The sequence below is a fragment of the Methanolobus sp. ZRKC5 genome (genome assembly GCF_038446525.1).
In the GTDB taxonomy this organism is placed as follows: Archaea; Halobacteriota; Methanosarcinia; order Methanosarcinales; family Methanosarcinaceae; genus Methanolobus.
This window is the reverse complement of the sequence record NZ_CP151792.1, coordinates 1,855,498-1,873,481: the sequence shown is the minus strand read 5'-3', so window position 1 is coordinate 1,873,481 and position 17,984 is coordinate 1,855,498. Positions and strand designations below refer to the sequence as shown.

General features: G+C 41.1%; 17 protein-coding genes and 2 tRNA genes. 16 read left to right on the top strand and 3 right to left on the bottom strand.

Annotated features, from left to right (window positions below; all coding sequences use genetic code 11):
* Window positions 1-3 precede the first annotated feature (3 nt).
* The 10 genes from WN948_RS09240 to WN948_RS09195 all read left to right on the top strand — a co-directional run bounded on the left by WN948_RS09240 (window position 4) and on the right by WN948_RS09195 (window position 8,546).
* Window positions 4-858 (top strand): hypothetical protein, encoded by an 855-nt coding sequence (locus WN948_RS09240; RefSeq protein WP_342303920.1) that lies wholly within the window; start codon window positions 4-6, stop codon window positions 856-858.
* Window positions 855-1,331, top strand: a complete 477-nt coding sequence (locus WN948_RS09235; protein ID WP_342303919.1) for a hypothetical protein — start codon at window positions 855-857, stop codon at window positions 1,329-1,331. The genes WN948_RS09240 and WN948_RS09235 overlap by 4 nt, the downstream gene beginning before the upstream one ends.
* Window positions 1,332-1,347: 16 nt before the next feature.
* Window positions 1,348-2,118, top strand: a complete 771-nt coding sequence (locus WN948_RS09230) for a hypothetical protein (protein WP_342303918.1) — start codon at window positions 1,348-1,350, stop codon at window positions 2,116-2,118.
* A 20-nt stretch (window positions 2,119-2,138) separates the two neighbouring features.
* Window positions 2,139-3,599, top strand: a complete 1,461-nt coding sequence (locus tag WN948_RS09225) for a hypothetical protein (protein WP_342303917.1) — start codon at window positions 2,139-2,141, stop codon at window positions 3,597-3,599.
* A gap of 80 nt (window positions 3,600-3,679) precedes the next feature.
* Window positions 3,680-4,111: a peptidylprolyl isomerase gene (locus WN948_RS09220; protein WP_342303916.1), complete on the top strand. Its 432-nt coding sequence runs from the start codon at window positions 3,680-3,682 to the stop codon at window positions 4,109-4,111.
* Between the two features lie 286 nt (window positions 4,112-4,397).
* A complete protein-coding gene (gene modA / locus WN948_RS09215; protein WP_342303915.1) occupies window positions 4,398-5,186 on the top strand; it encodes a molybdate ABC transporter substrate-binding protein in 789 nt (262 codons plus the stop codon).
* Window positions 5,187-5,202: 16 nt separating this feature from the next.
* Window positions 5,203-5,871 carry a molybdate ABC transporter permease subunit gene (gene modB / locus WN948_RS09210; RefSeq protein WP_342303914.1) on the top strand — a complete coding sequence of 223 codons (669 nt, stop codon included), beginning with the start codon at window positions 5,203-5,205 and terminating at the stop codon, window positions 5,869-5,871.
* Between the two features lie 9 nt (window positions 5,872-5,880).
* The gene (locus WN948_RS09205) at window positions 5,881-7,002 is read left to right on the top strand and encodes an ABC transporter ATP-binding protein (RefSeq protein ID WP_342303913.1); all 1,122 of its coding nucleotides are present in this window, start codon (window positions 5,881-5,883) and stop codon (window positions 7,000-7,002) included.
* 92 nt (window positions 7,003-7,094) lie between these two features.
* Entirely contained in the window at window positions 7,095-8,399 is a 1,305-nt protein-coding gene (locus WN948_RS09200) for a hypothetical protein (RefSeq protein ID WP_342303912.1), read from the top strand.
* Window positions 8,400-8,420: 21 nt separating this feature from the next.
* Window positions 8,421-8,546 (top strand): hypothetical protein, encoded by a 126-nt coding sequence (locus WN948_RS09195; protein WP_342303911.1) that lies wholly within the window; start codon window positions 8,421-8,423, stop codon window positions 8,544-8,546.
* A 630-nt stretch (window positions 8,547-9,176) separates the two neighbouring features.
* On the opposite strand, the gene WN948_RS09190 is transcribed toward WN948_RS09195, so the two are convergent.
* Window positions 9,177-9,251, bottom strand: a tRNA-Arg gene (locus WN948_RS09190).
* A gap of 160 nt (window positions 9,252-9,411) precedes the next feature.
* Here WN948_RS09190 and ilvE point away from each other — a divergent pair.
* From ilvE to WN948_RS09165, 5 genes are all read left to right on the top strand, one after another.
* Complete coding sequence (gene ilvE, locus WN948_RS09185) at window positions 9,412-10,290, top strand: branched-chain-amino-acid transaminase (RefSeq protein WP_342303910.1); 879 nt, start codon at window positions 9,412-9,414, stop codon at window positions 10,288-10,290.
* Window positions 10,291-10,420: 130 nt separating this feature from the next.
* Complete coding sequence (locus tag WN948_RS09180; protein ID WP_342303909.1) at window positions 10,421-10,669, top strand: sodium:proton antiporter; 249 nt, start codon at window positions 10,421-10,423, stop codon at window positions 10,667-10,669.
* 10 nt (window positions 10,670-10,679) lie between these two features.
* Window positions 10,680-12,590: a molybdopterin biosynthesis protein gene (locus tag WN948_RS09175; RefSeq protein WP_342303908.1), complete on the top strand. Its 1,911-nt coding sequence runs from the start codon at window positions 10,680-10,682 to the stop codon at window positions 12,588-12,590.
* 63 nt (window positions 12,591-12,653) lie between these two features.
* On the top strand, window positions 12,654-13,745 hold the full coding sequence (locus WN948_RS09170; protein WP_342303907.1) for a GTP-binding protein: 1,092 nt from the start codon (window positions 12,654-12,656) through the stop codon (window positions 13,743-13,745).
* A gap of 66 nt (window positions 13,746-13,811) precedes the next feature.
* Window positions 13,812-13,884, top strand: a tRNA-Gln gene (locus WN948_RS09165).
* A 744-nt stretch (window positions 13,885-14,628) separates the two neighbouring features.
* On the opposite strand, the gene WN948_RS09160 is transcribed toward WN948_RS09165, so the two are convergent.
* Window positions 14,629-15,156: an N-acetyltransferase gene (locus WN948_RS09160; protein WP_342303906.1), complete on the bottom strand. Its 528-nt coding sequence runs from the start codon at window positions 15,154-15,156 to the stop codon at window positions 14,629-14,631.
* Window positions 15,157-15,334: 178 nt separating this feature from the next.
* Entirely contained in the window at window positions 15,335-16,822 is a 1,488-nt protein-coding gene (putP, locus tag WN948_RS09155; RefSeq protein WP_342303905.1) for a sodium/proline symporter PutP, read from the bottom strand.
* A gap of 326 nt (window positions 16,823-17,148) precedes the next feature.
* Between putP and WN948_RS09150 the strand changes: the two genes are divergently transcribed.
* Window positions 17,149-17,979, top strand: a complete 831-nt coding sequence (locus WN948_RS09150; protein WP_342303904.1) for a CbbQ/NirQ/NorQ/GpvN family protein — start codon at window positions 17,149-17,151, stop codon at window positions 17,977-17,979.
* The last annotated feature ends 5 nt before the right edge of the window (window positions 17,980-17,984 follow it).

Genomic DNA, 17,984 nt, shown 5'->3' with positions numbered 1-17,984 from the left:
AACATGAAAAGACTGAACGAATCCGGACAGATGATATTGATTGCCGGTTTTATAATCGGCATAGGCATCGTAGTCCTGACTGTCATGCTTAACAACATAGTCTATGCAAGCAATACAGCCTCTGAGTCAAGTATCGAGACAAACGTCTTTGATTTTTCCAACATTGTGCAGACCACTACCGAAGCTTATGAAAAGGCATATGCAGACTCAAATAGTGGATCTGACAATGCAACGTTCGATGCCTACATGGCGAACTACTCGGAGAAGATGGTCGAGAGCTATTCGCTTTCAGGCTTTATATTTTCTCTCGACACCGGTACATTTCAGGATGCATATTTCACTCAGAATGGCCTACCTGATGGAAATGATGACTGGGTGGTCATTGAGAGGGTAAATTACACTGACAAGTTTCTTTTATCCATACCCAATGCATCCACACTGAGAAATGAATCAAACAAGTTTGTAATAGAAGTTAACAATCAATCAGGCACTACAATCTGGTCAGCCACAATGTTCAATTCAAGTGGCAATATCAACCTTACTGTATACGATAGCAGCTCTGTACTCAATCATAAAGATGATTCATTCAGCGAAATTAACATTACATCAAATAAGGCCGATACAGCTGACTTCAATTATTATTTCAGCAACCAGACTATAGGCGAGACCTACAGCATCAAATTCATAAATGGAAGTCAGGCCATGGGCACTTTCCTGATATCAGGCGATCTTGTCAATGGAGACCCATTCTACATTGAAAGAGTAGATGTCGTCAATAGCAACATGAAACTGAACAAGAACGGGCATCTTGAGATCAATGTGACAATACCTATTACGTTACCGAAGGGGCAGATATGATCCGACAATTCAAAGATGATGAGAAAGCGGTATCCATTTCAGTGGGCTTCATATTGACTTTGGCGATAACAGTGATAACCATGATGGTTGTGATAAGCTCATTCTATAGCATGATGGACAGGGCAGAACAAACCATTATGCGGGATGAGTTCGAGATACACGGGAACGACATGGCATTGCAGATATCCAATATCGATACTGCGGTCCAGATAACTCGGAATGCAGGTGGTGAAGTCGGTAGTTTCTTCTTCCAATTACCACTTCCTGATGAGATTGCAGGTCAGCAATATTCCATGGAGCTATCGAACCAGACCAATGAGATCATATTTGAATCCCATGGAAAAGATGCAACCAGGGTAAAAGTACCATACAAAGTACACGAAACCGAAGTGGCATCGGTAAAATTGTTCAGTGGATCAGATGAATTCATATTGTACTACGATCCAGCCTCAAATATGATAGAAATATTTTAAAAACAGGAAGAGTTGCATGAAAAATAATTTTACTAAATCGGATGATGCAGTATCAGAAATGGTAGACTACAGCATCATTCTAAGCATCATACTTCTTGCAACCGGAATCATCGTAGTAGCTGGCGTGCCGATGTTAGAACATATGCAGGAAACCCAGCACACCGAGAATATAAAGCAAAGTTTTAAGGTGCTTGCACCAAACGTGAATAAAGTGGTATTCGGAAATGCTCCTGCTCAGTCAGTTGAACTGAAAATGCATGGTGGGTCACTTTCTGTAACAGGGAATAATTATATCAATATAAGCATGCAGGTCTGGAATAATTCAGCAGGTTCCTCTGAAACATTATCATTTGGAAAGAAGATGGGAAATGTAGAGAATGATTTCCAAGACACTTTAATTTCTTATGAGAATAGCGGTGTTTGGGCCAGATACAGTTCAGGAGATTCAATCATGCTTGCACAGCCGCGTTTTACCTATGCAAATAATGTACTTGCGATACCGGATGCAAGTATTTCAGGCAGCAGCTCGGTTTCCGGATCAGGACTTGTGCGGGTTACTGCTGATGCAGGAAGAAGATCTATTGAAAGCTACCAGAATGTATCAGAGGTAAACATAACGATAACAAGCGATTACTTTGAAGCATGGGAAAGATACCTGAACGAACACCTTGGCATGTCAACCATAGAGCTTAACGAGACGACTCAAACTGTTTTAGCAGGTAAGATTTATACCGAAAATATAGATGTATACATCGTCAAGGCGGCCATGGACGTTACTATCGATTAATAATCATATGGAGTTAAAAAATGGGAAAGGATCTGTCAGGGAATAAACTTGCTGTTTCGTCGGTTGTAGGAATTGTAATAATGCTGGCAATCACGCTCCTGTCAATAGGTATAATGATACTCTACACCATGCCTGCAATAGACAGCATGCAAGACATGGCTAAAGCCCAGAAAATAGAGCAGGCTTTTACAGTCTTTGACTCAAGAACAAGCAAGGCAGCCCTTGGGGAATCTCCCCTTCAAACAACCAGACTTTCCCTGATGGGTGGTAATGTGGAAATTATGGGGGACGATGATGCCTACAATGAAAGCCAGATAATGATCATAGGACTTTCATCAAATTCAACATGGTATGATGATTTTTACCAGAATCGTAGTTATTGGAATGCATGGGCAGACTATGAGAATAAGACAGACTTTGCAGGATTTAACACATCGATGGGAAAGATCGTATACACATACAATGATCGCATAATTGCCTATGAGGGTGGAGGTGTCTGGTCCAGATATCCTACAGGCGGAACAATAATGATATCACCTCCTGAGTTTCACTTCAATGGTGAAACCCTGACACTTCCCATTATGCAGATAAAAGGGAATACTTCCGTTGCAGGAACCACCGATGCATCAATCGCTATTGCATCCTCCAACGACCCTGAGATATTATTTCCGAATACCACCCTCAACAGTATTTTTGTCAATCCACTTGATGTTGACAAGATAATCATTTACATCCAGAGCGAGTTCTATGACGGTTGGGCAGACTATGCAGAAACTCTTATATCCACCACAGCAACCCTGGATCATGAGAACAAGACAGCTATTATCGAACTGGATACAGAACCCGAAATGGGAACATACCCATTGTCTCAAAACTTCAAATTTGCAAGATTGAACAAAACTGATCCAGAACCTATCTACAATTTTTCATTTTACATTGATGTAATAACAACAGATGCATCAAATTTTAATTCCGCACAATTTTGGCTCAGGGCCTCATCTGGAACAAAAGAGATAGAATATGAGACCGATAAGACAACCATACAACATGTCAAATACAGGGATTCTGCTGTCAGTACCAATTGGGAGACATGGGTAGATGCAGGCAGTGAATTTACAAAATATGAAGACCCTGACAACAAGAAGCATGCAAATTGTACCTTCGACTTCTTAAATGAAACTTATCTTATGGAATATTCCGATGGAGAAATTGAAGAGTACTCCTGGAATGTGACCAGCCCCACAACAATGATACCAAACATGACAATCGTAGATGGTGATACGCAGTCGTTATACAACATAACCATGCACTACTTCAAGCTCATGGCACTGGAAGGAACCATTGACTGTACATGGGAGGAAAAACAAAATAATAAAGTGGAGGAAATAGATTCCGAATACACTCTCCTATATGATGGAGGAGGCAACCTTATTTCTTTCCTCCACGTGACGAGAAACGAGCTTGAAGCTACCATCGATTAAGTGCTTTGGCAAATCCGAACAGCCTTACAGAAAACCTTAAATCCGGCACACCCATTAACAAATCTCATTAAGGTGAAATCATGAAGAAAGCAATCATTGAAACCGATAAAGGAACTATTACCCTGGAACTGTTCGAAAAGGATGCACCAAAGACCGTAGCAAACTTCGAGAAGCTGATCAAAGAAGGATTCTATGACGGACTCACATTCCACAGAGTGATCCCAAACTTTATGATCCAGGGAGGATGTCCATCAGGAACCGGCACAGGCGGTCCCGGATATTCAATTAAGTGTGAAACAAAAAATAACCCACGTAAACACGGCAAAGGCGCACTTTCAATGGCACATGCCGGAAAGGACACAGGCGGAAGCCAGTTCTTCATTACACACTCAGCACAACCACACCTTGATGGCGTACACACTGTCTTTGGTCAGGTAATTGAAGGCATGGACGTCGTCAATAAGATCAAGGGAAAAGACGTAATGAAAAAGCTCACTGTTGTGGAAGAATAAAATCATTTCTGCAGTGTCCACTACCCACGATACTGCAAACTTACTTTTTTGTATCCATAGTGGGCAAGTATAACTGCTCGTTGCCCTATCTTGTAATTTATATGTATACCTACATAGTTCGGCTTTTTATTTACAACATAAGTCATACTTTTTACAAGCAATATCCAGATAGATATTTATATTAGTCCTAACAAGAATAATCGATATGTCCCAGAGAACATAACGGCGCTTGGAATAAGCTACCATTATCAGAAAGAGACATGTTCAAATTACAAAGGTGGTCCATATGAAACAAAATAGAAACTTCATTGTAGGAATTACAGCCATACTGATAATAATGATGCTGGCAAGCGGATGTGTAAACAAACCATCTGAACAAACAGAACCTACACAAATCACAGTATCTGCTGCCTCAACACTTACCGAATCTTTTGAAGAGATTGTAGAACAGTTCAAGATAGAGAATCCTGAAATAGATGTTCAGCTTAACCTTGCAAGCTCGGGAGCGCTACGTATGCAAATTGAAGCAGGTGCCCCCATTGATGTCTTTGCATCAGCATCTCAGCAACATATGAATCTACTTGATGAAAAGGAAATGATAGTTAAAGATTCAAGGACTGACTTTGCTCAAAATTCAATGGTCCTTATCGTCCCAATAACCAGTGAGCTGGAGATTACAAGCGTAGATAGCTTGTTAAATGATAGCGTTAAAAGATTTGTCATCAGCGACCCGGAAATATCACCAGCCGGAACTTATTCAAAGCAATCCCTTGTAGAATCTGGACTATGGAATGAATTAGAAGGAAAAGCAGTGCTTGCCGAAACCGTCAAACAAGCGCTGGTTTATGTGGAAAGAGATGAAGTTGATGCAGGGTTTGTATTCATGACTGATGCAAAAATTGCAAAAAAAGACACCATCAAAATCATATCCACCATTCCTACCAGCACAGACATTAGTTATCCAATAACAGTCCTTGAATCATCAGAACATAAAAAAGAGTCACAAATGTTCGTAGATTTTGTTACAGGCCAAAAAGGTAAATCAATTCTGGACTCATACGGATTTACTGCATAAAACGGAATAAAAGACAATGCTGGACGAGATTGGGTTTCCCCTTTTGATCACGCTGAAAATAGCGATAATATCTACCCTTCTGGTAGCACTTATAGGCGTGGTCATATCCTATTTGCTCGCAAGACGTGATTTTAAGGGGAAATGGCTCGCAGACGCCATTGTCACTTTGCCCCTCGTACTTCCCCCTACGGTAACAGGATATCTTCTGGTCGTATTGATGGGAAAGAACGGGGTTCTTGGGGAAATATTATACAACATCACAGGATGGACCATACTTTTCACATGGGAAGCAGCCGTCATCGCGGCTTTTATCGTGTCACTTCCACTTATGGTGAAAACCACTACTGCTGCCATTGAAGCGGTTGACAGGGAATATGAATACGCAGCATTTACCCTTGGAAGAAAGGAGATTGAAACAGCCCTTATGATAACACTTCCACTTGCCAAAAAAGGAATTCTGGCAGGCATTGTACTTAGTTTTGCAAGAGCTGTGGGAGAATTCGGCGCAACACTCATGGTTGCGGGAAATATCCCGGGTCGAACTAACACAATGTCAATTTCAATATACAGCGCATTTCAGGCAGGAAACGGTGAACTTGCCAACATGCTGGTAGTCATACTTGTGACAATGTCCCTGTTATCCATGGCCATAACTGCAAAACTTGTCAACAGCTGGAAGATATGAGGTAGTACAATGGGCATCAATGTGGATTTCAGAAAACGGTATTACAATAAAAAAAGTGATAAAAAGAAAGGCAAAGACCCTGTCTTCCTTCTTGATACCAAATTTGATGTCGGAAACGAACTGGTAGTGCTTTTCGGACGTTCAGGTTCAGGAAAAACAACAACGCTCCAATGTATAGCCGGGTTGCTGGAACCAAATGGTGGAAAAATAGTTGTTAATGACAAGGTATATTTTGATTGCCATAAAAGAATTAATCTCCCAGTACAGCAGCGAAGCCTCGGATACGTATTCCAGAACTATGCGCTGTTCCCGCATATGGATGTGAGAAAGAACATCATTTACGGGCTTAAAGGATGGACCGAAGAAGACAAAGATAAAAGAGTCAGGGAAATGCTGCAACTCCTTCGCATAGAAGAACTGGAAAACAATTATCCTTCTCAGCTTTCAGGAGGACAGAAACAAAGGGTAGCACTGGCACGTGCTCTTGCCCCAAAACCCGATGTCCTGTTGCTTGATGAACCGTTCTCTGCACTGGACATGGTTGTTCGCATGAAACTTCGGGAGAAGATCAAGGAAATCCAGAGGGAACTTGGCATACCGATACTTTTTATCACCCATAACCATGTGGAAGCCTTCACCATTGCAGACAAAGTAGTTATTTTCCATGAAGGAAGAGTACAGCAGATAGGAAGCCCGGAGGAAGTATTCTACAAACCTAAAAACAAGCATGTTGCCGAACTTGTAGGATTATCGAACATCTTTGAGGATTCGCTTGCCTTAGACGAGGATGAAACATCCAGAACACTGACACTTAAATGTGGAAACTTGCAGGTGATCGCAAATAAGCCAGATAATAAAGTAAACGATAAAATGGCATGGGGTATAAGGCCTGAAAATCTCCGTATATTGCCCCTTATAGATAAAAGGGAGAATGCCGGAGAAAATACATTTACTGCCAGCGTGAAGAGCATTGTCAATAAGGGAGCAAGTAAAATTCTGGCTCTTGAGATAACAGAACATGAAAATATACTGATTGCTGAGCTGGCAAACCAGTTCTTTGAGGATATGGACCTTAAAGTAGGCGATGACTGTTTTGCGAGGATCGAAAAAAGCAAGATAGTCATTTTCTGAAACGCTTTTTTCTAAGGTGTTAAGCATAGGTTATCAGACAGGTTTGTGCCCAATAATCTTTTAAAGTTAGATTACATCATTTTATAGCAGAGATGAAATTCATTGAAAGGCTTTTTGGAAAAAAGCAGGAAAAAGAAGAATCTCAGCCAACTGTTTTTAAGCTCATGGAACTTGCCGGTATTGTGAGAGACGAGTCTAAAAAGCAGGAAGAAGAACTTCGACCTGTTGTAAAGGGAAAATATGATGGAATCAAAAATGCACTCAGAGACCTGGAACAATTAAAGAAAGAACTACTAACTGCTGAACCTATTGAGGGTGCAAGTAAAAGAGGAGAAAAACTTGGAGACTCAAACAGGGACAATGTAGCCAATAACCTGAAGCTCATCGATGATAAGTTGAAAGTTCCCGGAGATACCTCACCTGTAGCTGCTTCTGAATTCTATACAGATTCAAAATCCACCCTGAAAACTGTTTTAGATAATACCCGTAAAAGCCTGATGTATATAAAGGCACTTTACCCCAGGGAACACCAGAAAATAAATCAGGGCCTGGCAGATCTTGAAGATGCGCTTGACGAACTCTACTCCTCGACAATGAAGGGAAACGAAAGGATAGGAGAATTACAGAAGATTTCTACGGAAGCGGAGAATGTTAGCAGGACCGGAAAAGAAATAGAAAATAGTACTAAAAAAATGGTGGAATTGGATTCTAAGTACGAATCTGCAAAGGACAAACTTTCTGTGGATGACTCCAGACTTACGGAACTTGAGAATAGTAGCGAATTTGAAAGAGCAAAACAACTGGAAACTGAGATTCGACTTCTTGATACAAAGATAGCAGACGCAGGATCCGAAGCAAGAAGACTCTTCACACCACTTTCAAAGGCCATTTCCAGAATGGAAAAACAGGATGAGAATGAGAGATGTGTACTTTCCCCTGAGAACAGGGAAATACTCAGGACCATTAAAGAAGAACCTGCATTTGCAATTGAACATGACCTTAATCCTTTTCTTTCACAACTCAAGAGCAGGGTCGAAAGTGGAGAACTTGGCCTGAAGGACCAAATGTGTGACAAAACCCTAAAGCAAATACAAGTGCTGGACGATAAAAAAATAATATTATCCCTTGTTGAGCAAAGAAAAAAGTATCTTTCAGAGAAAGAGAAGCTAGAAGTGGAATTAAACGGTCTTAGTATCTATCAGCAAAAAGAAGAGATTGAAAAAGAGATTGAAAGACATCATGTTCTGGTAAGATCTACAAACCATGACATTGACTTAGAAAGAAGACAACTGGAAAACCTTAAAGAAGAAATGGAAAGAGGAAAGTCAGTGCTTCTTTCAGATGTAAGGCATGTTTTCGGGAAAGAGGCAATGATAGAATATGGGGAACGTACCTGAACATAGGAAAGGAGTAATAACATGGGACATGATGAAACAAATATCCACAGATTGAAGGAAGTCACTGAATTCGTTAAGACAAGTCAAAATGAAAAGAAGGAAGAAAAAAAGAAAGAGAAAAGGAATATTCTGGGGCTTAATGATTAAAGACATCTATTATTTTTTTACAATTTGTTCTATTTCGGTAAAATCTACTGCGTAATTATAATCGTATTTCTTTTGTTACACACATGTAAAACTGTGGTTCCAGGAATATGAACTCACAATATTAATAGAATAATCGTAACTATTCAGCCTGGCACGATTTGCCTATTGGTACTGATTTCATCGAAATAGAGATGTCTGCTCACTAACAATCTAACAATCAAAAAAGCAATCAATAGCAACAATCAAAATAAATGATCCTAATGAAATTTACGTTTCAACTTTTTGTCAAGATTGTTATTGATAGCGTTTTTATCAGGCTGAATAGTTACGAATAATCTACTTGTATGGATTAATAAATTATGAGAAAAAGGAAGTAATGCGAGGGCAACAGAGAAAACTATAATACCCTATCGCCCTCTTGACGTCTTAAATATTCCGATTGGCAAGCATACATGTTGCAGGGTATTTCCCTGAATTGATCCAATCGAAAGCCGAAACATAGTGTCGCAGTGTTTCAAACTTCGAACATTACATTCTCAGCAATACTTACTATATGACTCATAGGATAAGTTTTTTTCGGTCGACTTGAACAACTTCTCAATAAAAAAAACAATGATTACAAAAATTGAGCGATCCCGGAGGGATTCGAACCCACGACCCTCGGGTTAGAAGCCCGATGCTATATCCTGGCTAAGCCACGGGACCGCTAATGATTGACTGGAGTCTGAAATAGGTTTTCTAGCATAAAAGCCTTTTGTAAGAATCCAGGCACATTCCTAAATTGCAAACAATGTGAATGTGAATACAAATATATAATAGTTTGACATCAGACACTATCAACTATTACAATGCTGAGGCTTTACACATGAGTGAACTATTGATTTACTACAACGGTGACTTTGTCCCTAAATCAGAAGCCACGACCTCCGTCTATGACCATGGCTTTTTGTATGGAGATGGTGTCTTTGAAGGAATAAGGGCTTACAACGGACGTGTCTTCAAATTACATGAGCATGTTGACAGGCTCTACGACTCTGCAAAGGCAATTGCTCTTAACATACCACTAACCATAGAGGAAATGGAAGAGGCTATCCTGGAAACACTCCGGAAAAACAATCTTACGGATGCCTATATCAGACCTATTGTTTCAAGAGGTATTGGTGACCTTGGACTGGACCCCAGGAAATGTCCAAAACCAAACATATTCATCATATCCCAGGAATGGGGCGCAATGTATGGTGACCTTTACGAGGTTGGGCTAACCGGTGTTACGGTTTCAGTCAGGAGAAATTCCTGTGATGCACTTTCACCAAACATCAAGTCCCTTAACTATCTGAATAACATCCTCGCAAAGATAGAGGCAAACGAGAAAGGCGGAGACGAGGCAATTTTCTTTGACCAGAATGGTTACCTCTCTGAAGGTTCAGGAGATAACATATTCATCATAAAGAAAGGAAAAGTTTACACCCCACCGACCATCAACAACCTCAAAGGTATAACACGGGCAACTGCAATCGAACTGCTTGCAGACATGGGAATCGAGACTCACGTTGAGAACCTGGGAATGTTCGACCTCTACACTGCTGATGAGATTTTCGTCACAGGAACAGCAGCAGAGGCAGCACCTCTTGTAAAAGTGGATGGACGTCCAATTGGTGATGGAAAACCAGGACCAATCACAAAAAAGATGGTTGAAGTCTTTGACAGAGTCACAACAACCACAGGAACACCTATTTTTCCTTAAAATGAAGAGTTGACTCTTCATTATCTTTTCTTCTTTTTTATTTCTTCAAAACATTAATTAGGCATTACTCCAGTAACCTATTGTATTCAAATGCTATTATAATATAATATAGAATAAATGAGGTTTTAGAATGGAACTAGAGGGAGAAAAAGAAAAAGTAATAATGGAGAATTTGAAGTACCTGAATGATTCAGTAATGGCAATCTTACTCCTGATGCCAGTTACTCTTGTAATCACCTTTGAAGCACTTGATGATACACCTAATCTGCAGTTGATATCAATTGCAACATGGATCGTGTTTTTGATGGGCCTGTGGTATGTTGCTTCAAGAGTGTTCACACTCAACAAAACGCTTATAGGTTATCTCGACAAAAAGTAGACCGACCAGAATGGAACGCAAGGAATTCAGAGAACTAACATCCGTAGAGGATGCAAGGAAGCTGATCGAACAGATCAGAGTCCAGCCAGAAATTATTACTTTAGCTATTGAAAAAGCTGTAGGACACATCATAGCAGATGACATACCTTCGGGTGTGGATGTGCCTGCATTCAACCGTTCGATCAAGGACGGGTACGCCATCAGGGCAAAAGATACCTACCAGGCAAGTGAACCGGAACCCCGGAAATTGGGATTCATAGGTTCCATTCCGGCAGGTTGCACAGACAAGTTCTTTGTTGACGATGAAGAAGTCATAGAGATATCCACAGGTGCACCAATCCCCGAAGGTGCCGATGCTGTGGTAATGGTGGAGAATACAAAACAAACAGGCGAGTCAGTCCTTATTTACCAGCCGGTGCATATCGGCGAGAACATCATGCGCGCAGGAAGCGACATAATGAAAGGTGAAAGGGTTCTGAGGAAAAATACACGCATTAGTTCCCGTGAAATCGGAGTACTTGCCTCCATAGGCATGAATGAGGTCCCTGTCAAGAGATTGCTTGTTGGTATCATTTCAACCGGAAGTGAACTCATCAAACCGGGAGAGACACTGGAACTGAGCAAAATATATGATGCAAATTCCTATGCTATCGCAGCAGCAATTGAAGAATGCGGAGGAACTCCAAGAATATATGGCATTGTTCATGATGACGAAAAGCTGATGGAGGAAGCTCTGGAAAAAGCAATTCAAGAATGCGATATTGTCCTTACCTCCGGGAGCACTTCTGCCGGTGCCGGCGATATAATGTACATGATCATTGAAGAAAAGGGGGAAACACTCACCCACGGCATTGCAATCAAACCCGGGAAACCTGTTGTTATCGGTATGATAAAAAATGTGCCAACAATAGGACTGCCAGGGAACCCAACATCTGCACTCAGTATTTTCAATGAGTTCGTAGCTCCGATAATCTACAATTCACTTGGCATTAAGCCAGCTTTTAAGACTAAGGTCACTGCTGTTATGGGAACCGGCATCCGCTCAGGCGGAAGAGAAGAACTGTTCCCTGTTGGTGTTGTGCGGGGCAAGGTGTACCCAGCAGACAAGACATCAGGAGCCATAACCACATTATCAGATGCTGACGGAACAATTGAGATCCGGGCGCATACTGAATATATTGAACCAGGATCTGAAGTAGAGGTCACCATGTTCGGTAACGTGAGAAGTCCTGACCTAATGCTCGTTGGTGGGCAGTGCCCGGGCATAGATCTGCTTGAAGAGATGACAGGACTTGTGTTCAGGACATTGAATAGGGGTTCCAGTGCAGGATTTGCAGCCATATCCAGCGGCACTACTGACATTGCATGTGTGAATATGGTGGACGCAGAGGGAAATTACAATTCATCAACCATATCAAAAATGAATCTTGAGAACATAGTTCTTGTCAAGGGATACAGGCGAGAGCTAGGGCTTATATTCACCCCTGACAACCATGTGGACGGACTTGAGGAAATAACCAGCCTGCAACTCATAAACAGGAACCGGGGATCCGGAACAAGAGCAATTCTGGAAAGAGAGCTTGGAACACTGGCAGAAGCAAAAGGGATGACGAAGAGTGAATTTATCAAAAACATAAAGGGTTACAATTCAGGTTCAAAGACCCACCGGTCTGTCTGCGATGCTGTAAAAAGTGGAAAGGCAGATGTTGGCTTTGGAATCAGGGCTGCGGCAGAAGAAGCCGGACTTGGGTTCATACCTGTTGCAGAGGATGAGTTTGATTTTGTGATACATAAAGACCTTCTGGACATAGAAGAGATGCAGGCATTCCTTAGTGCACTGCAATCCGAAGAATTCTCTAAGAGACTTCAAAATGGAATGTATACGTATGAAATGACCGGCAGGATAATATCCTCCTTTTGACGTTAATCCAGTCTATAATAATCAGGAAAACCGTTTTTGTTTTGACGTTATGGTAGGTTGCAAATGGGCATAAATGAGGACATACAGGACGTAGAAGAGGAGATCAAGAAGACTCCCTACAATAAGGCAACATCCCATCACATCGGTAAGCTGAAGGCGAAACTTGCACGCCTTCGCGATGAAGTTGTCAAGAAGTCTGCAAGCAAGGGCGGTGGCGAAGGATACTCCGTGAGAAAGTCAGGAGATGCTACGGTCACGCTTGTAGGGTTCCCATCTGTGGGAAAATCCACTTTACTTAACAAGCTCACGGATGCTAATTCAGAGGTTGGCGCCTACGAGTTTACAACTCTGGATGTCATTCCGGGAGTGCTTGAGCATAATAATGCAACTATACAGATACTTGACGTGCCCGGACTGGTTAAGGGAGCAGCCAGCGGCAGAGGCCGTGGAAGAGAAGTAATCTCAGTTGTCAGGAACTGTGACCTTGTGGTCTTTATGCTGGATGTGTTCCAGAATTATCACCATACCGTCCTTACCCAGGAACTTTATGATGCTGGCATACGCCTGAACCAGAAAGCACCTGATGTTGTTATCAAAAGGCAGGATCGTGGTGGCGTCACCATTAGCAGTACTAAGGAGCTTGACCTCACAGAAGACCTTATCAAGGCTATACTTAACGAATATAAGATACACAATGCTCATGTGCTCATCAGGGATAAGATCGATGTTGACCAGTTGATAGATGTCATTATGGGTAACAGGGTGTACGTACCCGCTGTTGTCGTTGTAAACAAGGTGGACATGGCAGACCAGTATGTATTGAAGAAATGCAAGGAAGAGTATCCTGCGGCAACATATATATCGGCTGACAAGGAAGAGAACCTTGAAGCTGTCAAAGACCTGATATACGAGGCACTCGACTTTATCCGCATTTTCCTCAAACCCCAGGGCGGACCCGCTGATATGGAAGAACCCCTCATTGTACGAAAAGGAACTACAGTGGGAGATGTATGTGACCACCTGCACCGTGATTTCAGAAGAAAGTTCAGATACTCCCAGATATGGGGTACATCTGCAAAGCACCCGGGCCAGAGAGCAGGCCTTGAACACGTACTTGATGACAAGGATCTACTAACACTTATCATCGCAATGTGACAGCCAAACTGGCTGTCCTGCATAACAAATAAGTATCATTATGTGTTTATTCTGCTAAATCATTGTAGTCCCGTAGGGTAGTGGTCAATCCTTCCGGCCTTTGGAGCCGAAGACGCTGGTTCGAATCCGGCCGGGACTATCTTTTTCTAAGAATTCTATTGATGCTCTTGTTACTGGTTCTTGAGAGATTCCTAGATATTTCTCTATTTTTTTAAGCCTTGATTCTAGATTTAACTCACTTTTTGGTTGCACACCTACAGAGTCTTCATTGAAATCTTCATCAACAGATACTAAAAATAAAGGTAACTATTCAGCCTGGCACGATTTGCCTATTGGTACTGATTTCATCGAAATAGAGATGTCTGCTCACTAACAATCTAACAATCAAAAAAGCAATCAATAGCAACAATCAAAATAAATGATTCTAATGAAATTTACGTTTCAACTTTTTGTCAAGATTGTTATTGATAGCGTTTTTATCAGGCTGAATAGTTACAAATAAAGATTTGCCAATATAACATTAGAAACTACACGTCAATGCTGCTTTGTCTGTATGTTTAGCAAAAACAGATTAGTTAATTTCGAAAAAGTTGGAGGCTTGAGGATGAATGCACTTGGAAATATTTCCTATGCAGAAGAAATGCTTAAACATGTCCCAGGTAATAATCAGATAGACTTGTTAATTGTAAATCATCCTCACATTCATAATTGTTCTGATAGCATATATATTTTTTGAATATTTGATATTAAATCAAGTACATTTGTGTTATGTTTCTAATCCGGATAACTTTGATCCATATACCCATCCCATCACTAACATAAAACCACAGGATTCCTAAAAAAACCAAAAGGAATTTCAAATCAAACTCTTCAAACTGTTAGATCAACTATCATTTAAAAATTTATACATTACATAAGCATCTACAAATCCTTTTTCAGGGTGATTGAAAGCTTCTGGCAACCTGCCTACAATTTTATAACCTAACTTTAACCAAAGATTGATCGCTTTTAAATTCGTGGAAGCTACAAAATTAAACTGCATAGCTCTATAGCCAAGTTTAGTTGCTTCTTGTTGAGAATGTTTACATAAAAAAGTTCCAATCCCTTGCCCTTGTGCATTGGGAGCAACCATATACCCACAGTTACAAACATGATTTCCTTGCCCGCTATGATTTGCTTTGATAAAATAAGTACCTAAAGTTTCTCCATCTTTTTCTGCCAAATATGTGTGTTCTGGTTTCTTCATCCAAACATGCAAAGCTTCTTCTTTACCCATATCAACAGGATATTCATAAGTAGTCCCTTCCATTATTATTTCTTTTATCATCGGCCATATTTTGTTAAAATCATTTTCATCTATCTTTCTAATCTTTAATTTTTCATTATTAGGTTGAAAATGTTTTCTTGACATATACACTCGTCCTTAATTTTGTCAAATCAAATTGAGAGGAAACGATTTACCACACCGGGCATTCTGCCTCAGTGTAATTTTCATAATTATGGAATCCAGGAATCCATCATTTCATATTCAGCATCCTCAAAACCAATTCCATTGTTAAAAAAATGACCGGCATATTCTGCCGGTAAAATTATACATCTGCAATTGCGACCCTGTCAAACTCTTCCATTATCTCATTAGAAGGTTCCTTTTCCAGCATCGTTATGAGGATGATCACGATGCATGAAAGTGCAAAACCAGGTACTATCTCATACAGATCGAATATTCCCCCAGAAAGCTGTTTCCAGATGATAACCATAAGCCCACCGGAGATGAGTCCCCCCAGTGCAGCGTTCTTTGTCATTTTCTTCCAGAACAAAGAGAAAAGAATCGTAGGTCCAAAAGCAGCTCCAAACCCTGCCCATGCATATGACACAAGATCCAATACTGAACTTTCTGGATCCAATGCAAGGTAGTATGCTACAACAGATACTAGAACAACAGCAAGTCTTCCCATCCATACAAGTTCCTTTTCACTGGCATCCTGTTTGAAAAGCAGCCTGTATATATCTTCGGTGAATGCAGAAGCTGAAACAAGCAACTGTGAATCCGCAGTACTCATTATGGCTGCAAGAATTGCTGCAAGCAAAAGACCTGCAAGCAAAGGATGGAAAAGTTCGTTAACCATCAACATGAATATCGTCTCGCTTGATGCACCGTCGAGTACTCCCGGGAACAATGCCATTCCTGTTATTCCAACAAAGACGGAAAAAGCCAGAGATATGACCACCCAGATCATAGCAATAAGCCTTGCCTGCTTAATCTGGTCAGAATGCTGGATAGCCATGAACCTTACAAGTATATGAGGCTGACCAAAGTATCCCAGTCCCCAGGCAAGCAGAGAAACAATAGCTACCAGAGAGATAAGGTCTCCACCAGATGATGTAAATGGATTCAGAAGCTGCGGGTCTATTGACCTGATGATATCCACAGTGGAACTATATCCTCCTGCATTGCGCATAGCTGTAATTGGTACAACTGCAATGGCAAATAGCATCAACATTCCCTGGAAGAAATCAGTCCAGCATACAGCCATAAACCCGCCAAGGAATGTGTAGGTTATGACCACAAAAGTACCGATGGTCAGTGCTGTAGTATAAGGCATATCAAAAACCGTGCTGAAAAGCTTTCCACCGGCAACGAGTCCTGATGATGTATAGAACAAGAAGAATACCAAAATAAGCAAAGCAGAGATGATCCTGAGTGCCTTGCTCTGATCCCTGAATCTATTCTCAAGGTAAACCGGAATGGTAATAGCATCCCCCGCTACCTGAGTATATTTACGCAGGCGCCTGGCTACAAATTTCCAGTTAAGGTAAGTTCCCAGCGCAAGCCCCACAGCTATCCATATGGATTCCATTCCTGCTACGTAGGCATATCCGGGAAGTCCAAGCAATAACCATCCACTCATATCCGATGCTTGAGAACTCAGGGCAGTCACCCAACTGTTCAGCTTTCTTCCACCAAGGATGTAGTCTGACAGATTGGCTGTTTTCCTATAGTAAATCGCACCGATACCCACCATGAAGAGGAGATAGAGTACAAAAATGATTATTATGGATAATTTTTCTGATAACAAACAACATCCCTCATTATAAGTAACTGTATTAAAGGGAAGTTTTTACATTATTTAACCGTTTCTTTTTACCAATGCATTAAATTAAAGCATGATTTTGAAGGGAATCAACATCAATTCACCAGGGATGTAAAAGTAAACTACCTATTCAACAATATGTTCAGTTCGCAATATTCAGAACTTCATTAGCCATTAACAAATCACTTGTAACTGATACATCTATCAAAACCTATCAATTTCCATCAAATTGATAAAACATAAGTAAAAGTCCTCCTGCACAGCAGATATAAAGCAAGACAGTAGAATACTATCATAAGAGGAATAGTACGATGCCAACAAAATGTGCTTTATCTGAAGAGCTGCCTGTTGATGAATATCTGGTAACAGAAGAACCTTACTACGTACCTGTGGGTAACGAAGTTGAGATATTCACAGCCGCGTACAAAAACCTGCTGCCGGTGAACCTGAAAGGACCTACTGGTTGTGGGAAGACACGGTTCATGGAATATATGGCTTACAAATTACAACGTCCTCTGATAACAATTGCCTGCCATGAGGACCTCACTGCAACAGACCTTGTGGGACGGTTTCTGATAAAAGGAGACAACGTAGAATGGAGTGACGGACCTCTCATAAAAGCTGTGAAATGTGGAGCAATATGTTATCTTGATGAAGTGGTGGAAGCCAGGAAGGATACCATAGTAGTCATACACCCGCTCACCGATGACAGACGCATAATACCTATCGACAAGCTCGGAGTAATAGTCAAAGCGCCGGAAGAGTTCATGCTTTGTGTTTCGTACAACCCCGGTTACCAGAGCATTGTCAAGGACATGAAACAGAGCACAAGGCAGAGATTTGTTGCAATTGATTTTGATTATCCCCCCGCAGAGCTTGAAAAGCAGATCGTTGCGCATGAAAGTAAAGTCGATGAGAAGACCGCGGGCCTGCTCGTGGAAATTGGAAAGAGCATCAGGAACTTCAAACATCATGGACTCGAAGAGGGAGTGAGCACCCGCCTGTTGATATATGCAGGCAAACTAATCCGCGAAGGTATAGAATCCAAAGAAGCCTGCAGGATAGCCATGGCAAAACCCATAACTGACAATCCTGATCTGCAGAGAAGCATTGATGAGATCATCGCTGCCATTATGGAGTGAGTGAA